Source organism: Pelosinus fermentans DSM 17108, from assembly GCF_000271485.2.
GTDB lineage: Bacteria > Bacillota > Negativicutes > DSM-13327 > DSM-13327 > Pelosinus > Pelosinus fermentans.
Window position 1 is genome coordinate 4,950,768 of sequence record NZ_AKVN02000001.1, and the last position, 15,132, is coordinate 4,965,899.

General features: G+C 43.7%; 10 protein-coding genes. 4 read left to right on the forward strand and 6 right to left on the reverse strand.

The genetic code is table 11. From position 1 onward, the window contains the following. The first annotated feature begins 6 nt into the window (after positions 1-6). Together FR7_RS22675 and FR7_RS22680 are read left to right on the forward strand one after the other, a co-directional pair. The gene (locus FR7_RS22675) at positions 7-1,740 is read left to right on the forward strand and encodes an ABC transporter ATP-binding protein (RefSeq protein WP_007935740.1); all 1,734 of its coding nucleotides are present in this window, start codon (positions 7-9) and stop codon (positions 1,738-1,740) included. Positions 1,741-1,751: 11 nt separating this feature from the next. Further along, entirely contained in the window at positions 1,752-3,605 is a 1,854-nt protein-coding gene (locus FR7_RS22680; RefSeq protein ID WP_007935742.1) for an ABC transporter ATP-binding protein, read from the forward strand. Positions 3,606-3,721: 116 nt separating this feature from the next. Here FR7_RS22680 and FR7_RS22685 read toward each other — a convergent pair whose 3' ends face one another. Next, the gene (locus FR7_RS22685; protein ID WP_007935744.1) at positions 3,722-4,303 is read right to left on the reverse strand and encodes a superoxide dismutase; all 582 of its coding nucleotides are present in this window, start codon (positions 4,301-4,303) and stop codon (positions 3,722-3,724) included. Positions 4,304-4,549: 246 nt separating this feature from the next. On the opposite strand from FR7_RS22685, the gene FR7_RS22690 reads away from it, so the two are divergent. Continuing rightward, positions 4,550-4,876, forward strand: a complete 327-nt coding sequence (locus FR7_RS22690) for a YnfA family protein (protein WP_007935745.1) — start codon at positions 4,550-4,552, stop codon at positions 4,874-4,876. Positions 4,877-5,125: 249 nt separating this feature from the next. On the opposite strand, the gene addA is transcribed toward FR7_RS22690, so the two are convergent. The 4 genes from addA to FR7_RS22710 form a co-directional block, all read right to left on the reverse strand. Further along, positions 5,126-8,854 (reverse strand): helicase-exonuclease AddAB subunit AddA, encoded by a 3,729-nt coding sequence (gene addA, locus FR7_RS22695; RefSeq protein WP_007951111.1) that lies wholly within the window; start codon positions 8,852-8,854, stop codon positions 5,126-5,128. Beyond that, the gene (addB, locus tag FR7_RS22700) at positions 8,841-12,293 is read right to left on the reverse strand and encodes a helicase-exonuclease AddAB subunit AddB (RefSeq protein ID WP_007935749.1); all 3,453 of its coding nucleotides are present in this window, start codon (positions 12,291-12,293) and stop codon (positions 8,841-8,843) included. The genes addA and addB overlap by 14 nt, the downstream gene beginning before the upstream one ends. Before the next feature lie 292 nt (positions 12,294-12,585). Then, entirely contained in the window at positions 12,586-12,930 is a 345-nt protein-coding gene (locus FR7_RS22705; RefSeq protein ID WP_007935751.1) for a carboxypeptidase-like regulatory domain-containing protein, read from the reverse strand. Between the two features lie 375 nt (positions 12,931-13,305). Next, positions 13,306-13,626, reverse strand: coding sequence for a hypothetical protein (locus FR7_RS22710; RefSeq protein ID WP_007951114.1), 321 nt, complete (start codon positions 13,624-13,626; stop codon positions 13,306-13,308). A gap of 237 nt (positions 13,627-13,863) precedes the next feature. Here FR7_RS22710 and FR7_RS22715 point away from each other — a divergent pair, with 237 nt between their 5' ends. Continuing rightward, complete coding sequence (locus FR7_RS22715; protein ID WP_007935754.1) at positions 13,864-14,235, forward strand: helix-turn-helix domain-containing protein; 372 nt, start codon at positions 13,864-13,866, stop codon at positions 14,233-14,235. Positions 14,236-14,307: 72 nt separating this feature from the next. On the opposite strand, the gene FR7_RS22720 is transcribed toward FR7_RS22715, so the two are convergent. Beyond that, on the reverse strand, positions 14,308-14,559 hold the full coding sequence (locus FR7_RS22720) for a hypothetical protein (protein ID WP_007935756.1): 252 nt from the start codon (positions 14,557-14,559) through the stop codon (positions 14,308-14,310). Between the last annotated feature and the right edge of the window lie 573 nt (positions 14,560-15,132).

Below are 15,132 nucleotides of genomic sequence, written 5' to 3' on the forward strand. Positions count from 1 at the left end.
ACAGGTATGCTCAAACTTTTTAAATTCTTAAAACCATACCAAATTTCAGTCGCCACAGTGCTTCTATTTACCTTTATAGAAACATTGGGTACATTGTATGTTCCAACCCTTACGGCTGATATTGTAAATAACGGTGTGACCCAGGGAAATATACCGTATATTATCAAGACCGGGGTATTCATGTTATTGGTTGCAATATTTACAGCAGGCACGGCAGTGTTAAATTCCCGACTGTCAGCCAATATTTCCTCCGGGTTTGCACGAGACATTCGGAAAGCATTATTTATGAAGGCACAGGCGCTTTCAATTAACGACTTTCATAAAATCGGCACAGCCTCAATGATTACCCGAACCACCAGTGATGTGACCTTAATCGGACAGACAACCGTTATGCTGATGCAAATGCTGCTTCCAGCGCCGGTAATGGCGGTTGCAGGACTATTTCTGGCTTTTTCAAAGGATAAGGGCATCGCCTTGATCATCGTAGCAACCATGCTTATTTTCTTGCTGATTGCTGCATTACTGGGGAAAAAAATCATCCCTCTGTTTAAGTTTATTCAGATCAAAATGGATAACATCACCCGTATCCTGAGGGAAATCATTATCGGTGTCCGTGTCATTCGTGCCTTTAATCGTGAGAACCACGAGAAAAACAAGATTGACACCGCAGTTACCGATTATGCCGCCAATTCGATCCGCATCAATAAGATGATTGCAACCTTGCTCCCTGTGGTCATGCTGGTGATTAACATGGGAATCATCAGTATTCTGTGGCTGGGCGGAAGAAGAGTGGCGGACGGGCAGATGCAGGTTGGCGATATTATGGCTTTAATTGAATACTGCTCCTTAATTCTGTTTTTCCTCATTATGGGAACGATGATGTTTATGTACATTCCGCGGGCCCAGGCATGTGCCGAACGAATCGATGAGGTTTTGAGCATGACGCCTGAAATTACAGATAAAAGCTCTAATTCACATCCCAGAGGCGACTATGCCCATATTGAATTTCGCAATGTAAGCTTTCGGTATTCCAATGCGGCGGAACCGATTTTGAGCAATCTAAGCTTTGAATCAAAATCTGGTGAGGTAACTGCAATCATAGGCGGAACCGGTTCAGGCAAATCCACTATTGCAAACCTGATTCCACGTTTTTTTGAGATCGAAAGTGGCAGTATTCTAATTAACGGAACGAACATACGCAATTTTTCCCAAAAAGAACTTCGGGATAAAATTGGCTTTGTTCCACAAAAAGCATTTCTTTTCAGCGGAACCATTGCAGACAACATCCGGGATGGAAAGGCTAACGCGACACAGGCAGAAATTGAACAGGCCGCACAAATCGCACAGGCGGATGGCTTTATCCGTGAATTGAAAAATGGATATCAGGCCTATGTTGCACAAGGCGGAAACAATCTGTCCGGGGGACAGAAACAACGCCTGACGATTGCCCGTGCTTTGATCCGCAAACCTGAAATCTATATTTTTGATGACAGCTTTTCTGCGTTGGATCTTAAGACGGATGCCATGCTGCGCAGAGCATTGAAAAAGGAAATTGGACGCGCTACTGTTATTATGGTAGCACAGCGCATCAGCACCATTATGGAAGCCGACCGCATTCTCGTGCTGGAGGATGGAATCATCACAGGAACCGGCCAGCATCAAGAACTGATGCAGAATTGTCAAGTCTACCGCCAGATTGCCGCTTCTCAACTCAGCGAAGCGGAATTGGCTTCATCATAACGGAGGATACTATGGAAAATTCTACTAATCAACTCATAGAATCAACAGATAACACTTTTGATGATGCAATTGAAAGAGCCAAAAATGTAAAGGCAGCAACGATTCGCTTAATTAAGCTGCTTGCAAGGCAGAGAGGAAAGCTCTTGCTGATCTTGCTTTCCGTACTGATCAGCGCCGCTCTGTCGATTGCGGCTCCTTTGGTAATGGGAAAGGCTGTGGACCAGCTATACGAAGGAATCAAGTCAGCTGCTGCAGCAGAAACAGCATTTCAGGTCAGTATTAATACAATGGGCGGTACCATCGGCATTCTGCTGCTTATTTATCTAGCCACTTCGTTATTTAATTATTTTGAGGAATATATAATGGCCAGCGTGTCGCAGCAGCTAACGCTCAGTATGCGCAAGGAATTAAGCGGCAAACTTAACCGCCTGCCGCTCAAGTATTTCGATTCTCACTCGAAGGGAGATCTATTAAGCCGTGTCACCAATGATATTGAGCGAATTGCAGACAGCTTGCAGGAGGGACTGATAAAATTTATTACCTCAGTCGTTACTATTTTTGCCTCCCTTATCATTATGACGTTTATCAGCCCGATCCTTACCAGCATTGTCATTACAACACTGGGACTCTCCCTATTTGTAACCACAAGGTTCTCACATAAAATAGAGGGATATTTTGCTGATAACCAAAAAAACCTTGGTGAACTCAACGGCAAAATTGAGGAAATATATACAGGCCAGCTTATCATTAAAGCCTTCAGCAAGGAGTCGGATACACTAAAAGCCTTTCAGGCTGCCAATGAAAAGCTGTATGATGCCAACAGAAAGGCACAGTTTTCCGTCTATGCCATTGATCCCCTGATCCGCTTCTTAGGCCGAATCGGCTATGTAATCATTGCAGTAGTCAGCGGCATCTTTGCCGTCCAGGGAACAATGTCGCTGGGCAATATACTGGCCTTTCTACGGTATGTGGGCAACTGCTCGGAGCCGATGACCGAAATTTCCTATATCCTGAATATGCTGCAATCCGCCGTGGCGTCGGCAGAGCGTATATTTGAGGTTATGGATGAAGAAGAAGAAAGACCGGAGCAAGTTCTTGACGAGCCGCTGAAAAGCCCGAAGGGCAAGGTCACCTTTAAACATGTAAAATTTGGCTATAGGGATGATGTCGTTTTGATGAACGACATCAATCTCCAGCTGAATGCCGGCGATACCATTGCTATTGTAGGCCCTACGGGAGCCGGAAAAACCACGTTGGTCAATCTGCTGATGCGATTTTACGAGCTTCAGGGCGGAACGATAGCCATTGATGGCGTTGATATTAAAAAGATGAGCCGCAGATCCCTGCGAAGGATGTTCGGGATGGTTTTGCAGGATACCTGGCTGTTCCATGGCAGCATAAGGGACAATATTGCCTACGGGCGTTTGGATGCCAGCCTAGATGAGGTAGTAAGCGCAGCCAAAGCCGCCCGTGCCGACCATTTTATCCGAACCTTGCCCCAGGGTTACGACACGATATTGGAAGCGGACGGCTCAAATATATCCCAGGGACAAAAACAGCTTTTGACGATTGCCAGAGCCATTCTCGCTAATCCATCCATTTTGATTTTGGATGAAGCCACCTCCAGTGTGGATACGAAAACGGAAGCTGAAATTCAAAAAGCAATGAGCAATCTGATGAAAGGGCGGACCAGCTTCGTAATTGCACACAGATTGTCCACTATCCGCGATGCGGATTTGATTTTGGTGATGCAAAATGGAACGATTATTGAACAGGGAAAACATCAGCAGCTGCTGGAACACCAAGGATTTTATGAACAGCTTTACAACAGCCAGTTTGCCAACAAGGTCTTGCTGGAAGGATAATAAATCCTTCTCTGTGTTCTCTGCGGATCTCTGTGCCCTCTGCGTTTAACGCTCTTTATACACTCTTTTCTAAAAAAAGCTCAGGAATACTACATTCCTGAGCTTTTTGACATCACTTATACAATTAATCTTCGATCAACTACATCCCAGTCAATATTTTTAAAGAAAGTTTCCAGATACTCTGGTCTTTTTAAACCAAAATCCATCATATACGAATGTTCCCAGGCATCTAATACTAACAACGGCTTATAATCTGCGGGAATCTCAGCCTGATGTTCATCAAGCCAAAGATTATTTAATTTACCACTGCTGTGATCCTGACACAATACGGCCCAGCCAACACCAGGAATACTTGCAGTCGTCTTAAAATCTTCTGCCCATGTCTTATAGCTGCCAAAATTCTCGGTCAATTTTTCGATTAAACAGGATCTACGATTCATCTCGCTCTGACCGCCTAAGTTTTCAAAATACAGTTCATGCAAACGCATATCATTCGATTGCCAGCTCAAACAACGCTTAAGACTCGCATACTCAGGGGTGTCTTCCTGTCCTTGTGCTGCTAATCCTTCAAGGTTGGCTGCAATTCGATTCCGATTTTCCACAAGTTCATGATACAAGGCAAAATGATGGTGCAGTAAGGTTTCACTAAAGCCTTGCATTCCTAAAAGATGGTCAAAATCTTGTACTTGATAAGACATGTTTCTTCCCCTCACTTAAAGTATTTTCACAGTGCACATACGTTCTTTTTCTATGCAGTAAAATTGTAATTCACTGCATTCGTTATAGTTTTCGTCTTTATTATATGTTATTATTTCTGTATTATATCATCTTAAAAGCGGCATTGCTTCCCCTATACAGCATTTATACAGTATACTTTATCAGAGGAATCATTTGACATTGTGCTATAATGAAAACAATTATCAATACGCTCAAGGAGGACAATGATGGAGGTTTTAAAATCTGCAGGCTATTTTATCTTGGCTGGTTTATTTGAAATCGGCGGCGGTTATTTAATATGGCTTTGGCTGCGGGAGGGAAAAGGAATTAGCTATGCAGTGTGGGGCGCTATTATTCTAGTGTTATACGGCGTCATCCCTACATTACAGCCAGCCAGCTTTGGTCGGGTGTACGCTGCCTATGGAGGCGTTTTTATCGTACTTTCCATTCTTTGGGGGTGGGGCATTGATAAAATTCCCCCAGATCGATTTGATATTATTGGCGGCCTCATTTCACTGGCAGGCGTCCTGATTATTATGTACTGGCCCAGATGATGGAAGCGCTCTTAATCACATTGTCATTGCGAGCACTAATCTCTCCCTTGCTAGGAATAGAACGATTTAACCGCAGAGACGCAGAGGACGCTGAGAGGGATTTTTACCCTATCTTTTCTCTGTGTTCTCTGCGTCTCTGCGGTTAAATTATTTTTCCCCCACGCATTTTTTATTTAGGATGGCTTTTCTTGATCATGGCATTAAAAAGTACTTATATTTATAATTTCTGAAACGCCTAAAAAGAAGCTGTCAAATCCTGACAGCTTCTTTTGTGCTAAATACGTATAAATATTTTTCGATTACCGGCTGTTTAAAAATTTTCTCTACAGCTTCTGCATACAGATTGAGCTGCACCGAATAACGGTCAATTAATTCACTGCTATCAGTCACCCAATCCGTCTTATAATCCACTAACACCAAACCATCCGCCTCATCAAACAATACATCGAGAATTCCTTGAATGAAAATACCTTCTCCCGCCCCTACCATATCATCATAAAATTTCTCAGCAGGAAGAACCAGACTAAAGGGCAATTCTCGTCGTACTTTCGGTGAAGCGCATAAGCGCTGACCAAGACTACTTTGGAAAAAGGCTGCCACGCCTTTAATATCCACAATTTCAGCATGTTCCGGCAAGATCATTTCCTTCTTCACCATCGCTGTGATTTGCTCTTTGATACCAGACTCAGACAAATTCCCCTGTAAATCCATCTGCTGCATGATACTATGCATTAACGTGCCTCGTTCTGCACCCGTAAGCCCCACTGACTGCTGAATGAACCTAGGACGCAGAGCAATGGATTTCTTAGCAAAGATTGGCTGGCTGCTGCTTTCTTCCACCTCTGTATCAAAACGCCGTTTGATTTCCGTCACAGACAATTTAGCAGGTTTGCCCACAATATGCTGATAAGCGTACTGCCAACCTAAGGTTTTCTCTACCCAGACAAAATCTTCGCCCCCCTCAACAGGCTGCAGGGTACGGATATTTTCTAACAATGTAGTCGTTTCAGACTGCTCTTCACCCGCCTCCAGCAATTGGCTGCGGGAATAAATATCCACCTTCCACGCTGACAGATCATCAGCAAAAATGTGGCTGGGCTCTTGTTCACATTCCCCATATTCTCGAAGAAGTGCTCCCCCCTCATGCCGTGCCACAGCGGGACATAGCCAATCCAAATAATTGCCAGCCCCTGCAATCATTGCATCTGGCAGAGTAGGCTGAAGACGATCCGTATATTGACACCATCCTGCCGCCTTTTTCGCCAGCTTGCTCACAGAACCTACGAGAATCAGTTTTTCCCTCGCCCTTGTTAAGGCTACGTAGAGAATGCGCAGCTCCTCCGCCTTGGTTTCCATGATGAGCTTATGACGAATGCCATGCCTTGCTAAAGTGGGATACCGAAAACGCAGTTCCGGATTGGTCACATAAGGACCCACCCCTAATATTTTGTGACTCAGTACCAGGGCTTTACTATCCTGCAAATTGATGTTCTTGCCTAAATCAGCCACAAATACCAGAGGGAATTCCAGCCCTTTACTCTTGTGGATACTCATAATTCGTACCACATCTTCACTTTCTCCCAAAGCCCTGGCAACGGCAAGGTCAGAACCTTTGTCCTGCATCCGCTCGACAAAGCGCAAAAAGCGAAATAAACCGCGAAAATTTGTCGATTCATATTGACGAGCCCGATCATACAGCGCCCGCAAATTTGCTTGCCGCAGCATTCCACCCGGCATGCCGCCTACATAATCATAGTACCCGGTATCCCGATAAATCTGCCAGATCAGTTCAGGTACACCCTTGCGCCGAGACAAATTACGCCATTTTTCAAACTGCCTCACAAAGGCTGCTAATTTCTTCTGCGTCTTTTCGTCTATGCTTTCCTGCTCTATCTCATAGCTCAAGGCGCTCCACAACTCTTCTCCCGGGCAGCACAAACGAACTTCTGCCAACTCTTCCGTCGTAAAACCCACTAAGGGTGAACGCAGCACCGCCGCCAAGGCAATATCCTGACGCGGATTGTCAATTACACTTAATAACGCTACCATGATCTGCACTTCAATTTCTCTAAAATAGCCGGCATCCAGTTCGGCATAAGCTGGTATGCCTGCCTTTCGCAGTACATCCAGCATGACATTCGCCTTGCCCTTTACTGACCGGAGTAAAATAACAATATCACGCCAAGCGAGATTGCGATATTGTTTTAAACTTTTATCATACACTCGATAACTGCCTGTCATATATTCAGCCATCTTTTTCGCAATCAAACGTGCCTCTAGCTCAAACCCACTGAGTTCTGCTTCTTCCATCAGCTCGGCCGCAGGACCATCGGGGGATTCTACGCCCTCACCATTATCCATTTCCCCTTCGGGAAGATCCATCGGTTCTTGGGCCTCATCCCGATCCACAATGCACAACTCTACAGGTCCTTCTAATAAAATCCCCGGCTCCTCCGGATAATCAGGACCAGGATTGAGTTTTTCTGCTTCCCCATACTCCAATTCTCCAATTCGCGGTGCCATGAGCTGCACAAAGAGAAAATTGACAGCGTGCAGCACCCCTGCCCGGCTGCGAAAATTCTGAGACAGATCGATGCGGGTATATCCGCTGCCAGCTGTAGGATAGTGACGATACTTTTCCATAAACAATTCTGGTTCAGCTAAACGGAAACGATAGATGCTCTGCTTTACATCCCCAACTAAAAATAAATTAGGCTGGGTACTGCTGGCTACCAAACGCAGAATGGTTTCCTGCACTCCATTGGTATCCTGGTATTCATCAACCATCACTTCTGCATAACGCTCCTGCAGTTCTATGGCAACAGAAGAAGGTTCGATCTCCCCTGACCGGCTTGTTGGTGCAAGCAATATTTCTAAACAGAAATGCTCCAAATCATTGAAATCCAATACATCCTTGCTGCGCTTCATTTTGGCAAATTCCTGACCAAACTCAATGACCAATTTGCCTAAGGTCTCCACCACCGGGGCAATGAGCCGCATATCTGCCAATAGTTCTTCTGCCGGACGATCAAAAAAGTGCACCTTGCAGTCATTGACTTTATCCTTTACCTTCTGCCTGCCCCGCTGAAAATATTTTTTCAGCGACTCATCCGTTCCTTTGGGTACAGCAGCAATCTTCTCAAACTTACAACTGGCTATTGCATCAGCCAGCCGTTCCCAGGAATGAGCAGCTGCAGACAGTACTTCATCTAGAACGGCCCGATCCGCCATGAAGGTATCTACGTAGGCTTCCACGCCGCCTGACTTTCCTGCTTCCAGGCAAAGAGCATCCAGCTGCTGACCTGCCTGTTCCAAATCCAATATGATCTTCTCCCGGATCAACTGAGACCAAGGTGTTTGATCAACCCTTGTCCCTTCCGGCAAGGCAAAACGCTTAGAAAGATCAGCCAGCCAGTCTTCTGGCCACGGATGACTCTGGGAAAAGTTATATAACCCTAACACCAGCTGATACAAAGAATCATCACTCTGCTCATCCCCGTAGTGTTCCACCAGATCCAAAAACGTCTCATCTCCTTGAGCATATTTGCTCTCAAAGAGGGCTTCTAAAACTTCGGTCTTCATAATCGTCACTTCTGCCTGACCCCCAATGCGAAACTGAGGATCTAAATCTAAGAGATGAAAATTCTGCCGTACAATGTTTTGACAAAAAGCATGGATGGTTGAAATAGCGGAGGAATTTAACAGTGCCAGCTGCCGCTGAATATGCTCAGAACGAGGCTGTTTCTTCAGGGCTTCATTCAACGCCGAGCCGATTCTTCCCCGCATTTCAGCTGCCGCCGCATTGGTAAATGTAACGACTAGTACCTTATCCACATCAATTGGCTGGTCTTTATCCAATATACGGGAAATGATCCGCTCAACCAATACAGAAGTTTTACCCGATCCAGCGGCTGCCGCTACCAATATATTTTTATTGCGAGTCTCAATTGCCAATAACTGCTGTTCAGACCAACTCATCAGGTTTCACCTCCTGCCCTTGGACAATTTTCCCCATAATACTGCTCTCGTCCGGCTTTGCCAGTCTGCGGTATTGATTTTCCGGCAATAAACTGTCAAACTGACACACTGAACTATACTGACAAAATCCGCATGGCGTTCGTTTATCTAAGGCATACGGACTAATTGCAATGTTTCCCTCCATAATCTCCCGTGCTGTATCCACTAATTTCTTCTCTACGTGACGGAGTAACAATTGAAATTCTTCCGGCTCTTTGACATAAGACAAGCAATTGCTATAAAAGGTATCATCCTTTTTCAAGGCGACCTTCAAGAATTCAGAATAGCCATCAATGCTTTGATCCAATAGCCGTATGACCTGAGAATCTGCTAACACCCAGCCGGGCATCTTCAAAAGACCATTGATTTTTTTGCAGATTTCATCTGCGCCTAATTTTATCTTATCGGATAAGTTCGGATTCTTTAAAAAATAATACAGCACTCCTGCGGGCAGACAATCTTCATATGCCTTACTCGCTACCAATAGATAGGTTAATAACTGCAGCCGCAGTCCATAATATACATCCACCAATTTCAGCCAAGCGCCCCCTGACTTATAATCAATGATGAGCATATATTTCTTGCCTTCTAAATCGGCAACATCCAAACGATCAATCTGTCCCACTATTTCCAAGGAAATATCATCAGGCAGCATATAAACGAGAGGCGGCAGCGCATCATCCCCCCGGCCAAATGACTTTTCCATTGCCATGGGTTTAAAGGTACTTACTCTGTCAAATTCCACCAGACGACGCACTGCACGAGTCACCGTCCGCTTCAGCCTGCCCACCAAATGCTTGTGCTGCTCCGAACTTAATAAAATCTCATTTTGCAGTTTTGGGGCCAGTTCTTCTACCACTTGATTGACAATTTCCTTGTACTCCCCTTCGCTCATACTGCCCCAATCCCGCCCGGCCTCTTGCAGGCTGTCGCCAAATCCTTTGAGAGCAGCATGCAAAAACTGTCCCCAGTCAGGAGCCTGCAGTCGAAAAACCGCTCGTTCCTTAAGACTAAGTCCATATTGAGCAAAGTGCTTGAAGGGACAAGCCTGATAGGATTCAAAACGGGTGACGCTGCCCCTAAGTTTATTCTTCTTCGGATATAAACGTCTCGCCAAATTTCCTGGCAGGGGCTCTACCTGGTTGTGATGAAACAATCCTGCTACCGCTCGCTGCACATACCACTCCAGTCCCTGATGCTGTATCGCCCAGTTATAAACATCCCACCACACACTGGCAATTGCCTCACCGCTCTTGTAGCTGCGGAGCACAGCCGCCAAAGAGGAAATACTGCGTTTCCCATGGGCGATATATTGTCGTTCACTTCCCGGCACAGGTTCTACAGGCAAGGAATGAAAGGGTACGTCTGCCAATTCCCGCACCCGTTTGATCAAAAGGGAAGGGCTTAGCCCCTTGCCTTCTTCATCTGCCAGAGGATAACTCAGCCACAAATAGTCTCTCGCCCTCGTTAAAGCTGTATAAACCAGAAACCGTTCTGCAAAAGAATCCGATTGAGAACCGGGTGCTAATTCCAGTCCCAGCTGGCTCATCTGACCTCGCTCGGCATCCGTTAATAAACCCTCGCCGCGACCACGCATAGGCAATACCCCATCATTTACGCCAGGGATATAAATACTCCGAATGTTTACCAAGCTGGTCTGCTCCATGGGAGAAACAGTAACATAATCAAGTCCAGGAGGTATGAGACTGAGGGTCAGTCCTTCCAAGCCTTCACTGAGCATAATTCCATAATCGGCGACTTTCATTTCTTCTGTTCCACAGATTTCCACCAGTTGTTCCATTAACTGAATGACTTGGTCCCATAGCTGACGATGCTCCCGTGCCTGCTCCAGATCTCCGGTTTCTTCGGCATGAACCGCCCACACTTCCAGTTTTTCAGGCACCATCAGCCCCACTAGAAATTCATATAGGGCCGTCGTCATCGCCAGTACCGTAGTTGCAGCTTTCATCTGCTGCTCAAAGACAATCAGGGGCGCGGAGGCTTTCATCCGTATCTCATTAATAGATTGCAGCTGCTCTTGCTGCACTTCATTCAATTCCTCATCTTCCCCTAAGGAAAAACGACGAATAAACGTCCAGGGCTGACCATTGGTCCATTTTGTACCGCGAATCCCAAACTCCAATACGTAGTTTTCCAATTTATCAATGTCATCCCGGGACAAATCAAATAAATCTGTCTTAAAACAGCGAAACAGCGGATCATAACTCCACCTTTCCGTGATCACTTCTAAAACAGAACGCAATAATTCTGCTAAGGGATGATGTACCGGCTGACGTTTGCGATCACTGAAAAAAGGTATCTCATAATCAGCCAGCACTGTTTCTACAAGTTCAGCGTAACTATCCCCATTCCGAAGCAAAACCCCAATATCCCGCCAGCGATAGCCTTCCTCCCGGCTTAAACGCAGCATATCTCTTGCCATACCCTCGATTTCTACCCGACGATTGGCAGCCTCTGTTACCACTACGCCTCGTACTTCTCCCGTCCAAACCATAGAAGGAAAGGTAAATAACTGCTCTTCTATATGACCAAGAAGTGGAGCGCTAAAGCGCTTAGTCTGAACTAGTTCCACTTCCTCAACCTCTGCTCCCATTTTCCTTGCCATGTCCAATAGCTTCCGCCGTGTATCCCACTGGCGATGAAACAAGGCTGTCTCACTTGCCTGCTCGCCAGACTTCGCATCTGCCAAACACAAGGTAATGGTTACACTGGCAGCATTCTGCAATAGCTGTGCCACCACACCTGCTTCTTGAGGATTAAACCACGTAAAACCATCAATCCACACCTCGGCCTGATGCAAAATAGCAGACTGAGGAATCTTCTCCGCCAGCAAAGTGAGATAGTCTTCAGGATCTGTATAACGCCCTTGCAAAAAGTTCTCAAAACCTTGATATACTAAGGCTAAATCATGCAGTTTATCACCAATCGGCAAATCCGAACACTGTTCTTCCACTTCCGCCAAAGACTCTGGTGATACACCATAGGCTTTAAATTCCTGAATCATGCTGACTAAAATATCGGCAAAACTTCGCTGGGCAGCCGCCCGATGAAAGATCTTAAAATCTGCTTGATGATCATGCAGCAATTTATTCAATACGATTCGTTTCCCCAGTTCCGTAATATGAGGACGAACCGCACCACCCGTTTCCATTAAAATCCGATGCGCCAAACGGCGAAAACCAAAGACATAGGCCCTCGTAAAGCCAGCAATGTCAGGATTGGATGCCAGCTCATGCTCCACCTGAAAGGTAGCATGCTCCGGCAAGATCATGATCATGGACCGGCCTTCCGGTGATGCTGCCAGCATCTGTCCCATTTCCTCTAAACAATACTGGGTCTTACCAGCCCCAGCCCTTCCTATTATTAAACGAAGCTTCACCTTATGTTTCACCTCTTACTTTGTATCTGCTATAAGCAGTAACATTCGGTATAAGAAGGGAAAAGTCCTACACGATAGGATTGCACAGAGAAAGTATTCATAGAAAGAAGTTTTTTTCAATCCCTCCAAGAAATTACACCTCCTGTAGCTACTACAAAAGAAAACAAGAGAGCTAATGCCTTTTATAAAGCTAGCTCTCCTTTTTCCAGGATTCTATGATCCTGCAGAAAATTTCAAATTGTAAAATATCAGCCCCAAAAGGGTAGAATAAAGACATAGGTTAAGTTATTTTTTATTTATGTAAAACGAAATTAAAGTTATCACTGCCATCTTTCAAATAAATTTTTCCGCGGTATGTTTTGTATCTTTCTTTACCTATCGTTACCCAATATGTTTTGTTTGTTGCTGGCAAAGAAATTGTATAATTACCTCGATTGTCAGTCTTTGCAATTTGTATCCCTTTCAAGCCGCCCTCCATTTCGAATACTACTTTTGCTCCATCAATTGGCCGCAAATTTGAATCCGTTATTTTCCCAGAAATAAGGTACTTGGCTGTTGCCCCCGCAGTGTTAAAATAAAACAAGTTCACGAAAAGAAAAGAACCGAGAATTAGCAGGAAAATCTTTCTGTTTTTCAAAACAAGCACTCCTCATCGATAATAATTTTGACACAAGCAAACAATATGATACTATACATTTGTGACGAGACTATGACAAAATCACGGCTTCTGCTTATGTAGAACGTTAAACACAAAGGACACAGAGATGTGCAGAGAAAAATTAAAATCCGCCTTCGTATACGTAAGCGTCTTCGCATTTCAACCGTTTGCTTTATCTCTCTGTCATTGCGAACAATGACAAATAGATCGAAAGATGTATTGCTAGATACACCCTTCGATCTGTATTCTTTGTGAATCTCTGTGCTCTCTGCATCTAACGTTGACCTTGGAAATTTAGGCTATCAAGAAGAAAACGAAAACTCTGTGAAGCTTAGCTCTCCAAGTTTTATGACTTTACTTTGTTGATTCATTTACATGTAAACTATAAAATACATTCCGCAGGGCGATGCCATCAAGTACCCCTTGGAGATATTCATGAGTGCTGATATAGTTTTGCTCTTGTAATACGACCGTTTCATACTGCTCTAACAACTCTGCGTTAAGTGAACTAAGTTGTTCTCGAAACCTTTCAATCTCTGCCGCCATCTTTTGATATTCCGCGGTTTTATAAAACTGCCGAAAAGCCCTAGTGCGTCGATCATCGATAAAGCTATCTAATTCTTCTACCAGATTTCTTACAAATTGATCTTTGATATAATTGTGCAAGAACTTCATAACAATCCCCTCCATTATGAACTTTCATAATCATTTCGTAATCTTTATGAATACTTTTAGAAAAGTAAATCCATTTCACCTCCGTAGATAGAGTTTTTGTATATTTTTAAACAAAACGTTTAATTAATTTTTATTATATATAAATGTTACGTTTAAGTCAATAATTTTTACACGTTTTGTTTAACTATGTTTTCATTACGTTTAAAAATGCTACAATTACAATGAGGATGTGAGACAATGCTTGGTCAAAGATTGCGTGAAGCTAGACAATTAAAGAACTTAAAACAAATTGATGTTGCTCCGCTTATCGGTATAACCAGCCAGGCATTATCAAATTATGAACGCGGTGACAGAGACCCCGATACAGATACCTTGAATAAGCTTGCTGGAATTTACAATGTAACTGTTGACTACCTTCTAGGTCGTGATACTCCCCTAATCCACTCAAAAGAAGAAAGAAACACCAAGGATCTAGGGAGATTCCTAGAACAGCCAGAAATCCTATTTAATGGTATACCATTGACAAAGGAAGATATAGAAAAAATCAAAGCATCTCTGGAAATCGTATTCTGGGATGCAAAGCAGAAAAAGAAGCGGGAAAAATCGTAAACGATTTTCTCCGCTTCTTTTCCCATCAAGTGATTCATTCTCACAATCTTTCTAATCAAGAAGATAGACACTTTATCTTAGATTATCTTTGTGCCTTTGCTTTTCAAGTTCCTGACGTTTATGCCATTCCCGCTCACTCTCATTTGGACGTCTCTTTATCTCACGCTCATGTCTTTCATTTTCAATCTGATTTCGATTATCCTGCTGCTGCACAGAGGATGGTTCAATATGTAACGGTGAAGCTTCTATTAACGATGTACCCAATCCGATTTGCATCATACCTGCCATTGACAATATAGCTATTTTTTTAACTATGCTTTTCATGAGAAATCCCCCCCTATCTAGTATTACTATTTATATTGTAATCCACTAATGTAACAGCATTGTTACAGATTAGTCACTTTTTTACCTAAATCTAAAATGCATTGGCTATCATCTGATAATAAAGAGTGTTAATCAATATCATATTGATTAACATAATCGATAAAAAAATAGCGATATTATATTATTTTACAATCGGCATAAAACTGAGTATAATAAGACTATACTAAACAAGCAACCGTTCCTGCTGCAAACAGGAACGGTTGCTATGGATAGCGGAGGCTACCTCAGTAGAATAGTGATTTTATCTGGTCGTAAAACAATTATTGTTAGTGCAATAATTAACCAAATAATCTCTCGTGGAGAAATCCACATGGTTTCACCTCCCCTATTCAGCTTTTGGGAGAGTCGTTCGCTCTCCCAAAAATCATTATGCCAAAAGCCTATTGGAGATAACCAACGGCTTTTGGTTTTATTTGTAAAAGAGTTAAGGGTATGCAAAATAGCATACCCTTAACTCTTTTTAATCTGGATATCTTTCAAATTCATATCTTCCAAAAATGGAACTATCATATA

Excerpts from the sequence above, each read along its gene's own strand:
- FR7_RS22675 (WP_007935740.1), top strand. The coding sequence starts at position 7 with ATGCTCAAACTTTTTAAATTCTTAAAACCATACCAAATTTCAGTCGCC.
- FR7_RS22710 (WP_007951114.1), bottom strand. The coding sequence starts at position 13,626 with ATGAAGTTCTTGCACAATTATATCAAAGATCAATTTGTAAGAAATCTG.
- FR7_RS22715 (WP_007935754.1), top strand. The coding sequence starts at position 13,864 with ATGCTTGGTCAAAGATTGCGTGAAGCTAGACAATTAAAGAACTTAAAA.
- FR7_RS22685 (WP_007935744.1), bottom strand. The coding sequence starts at position 4,303 with ATGTCTTATCAAGTACAAGATTTTGACCATCTTTTAGGAATGCAAGGC.
- addA (WP_007951111.1), bottom strand. The coding sequence starts at position 8,854 with ATGAGTTGGTCTGAACAGCAGTTATTGGCAATTGAGACTCGCAATAAA.
- FR7_RS22680 (WP_007935742.1), top strand. The coding sequence starts at position 1,752 with ATGGAAAATTCTACTAATCAACTCATAGAATCAACAGATAACACTTTT.
- FR7_RS22720 (WP_007935756.1), bottom strand. The coding sequence starts at position 14,559 with ATGAAAAGCATAGTTAAAAAAATAGCTATATTGTCAATGGCAGGTATG.
- FR7_RS22690 (WP_007935745.1), top strand. The coding sequence starts at position 4,550 with ATGGAGGTTTTAAAATCTGCAGGCTATTTTATCTTGGCTGGTTTATTT.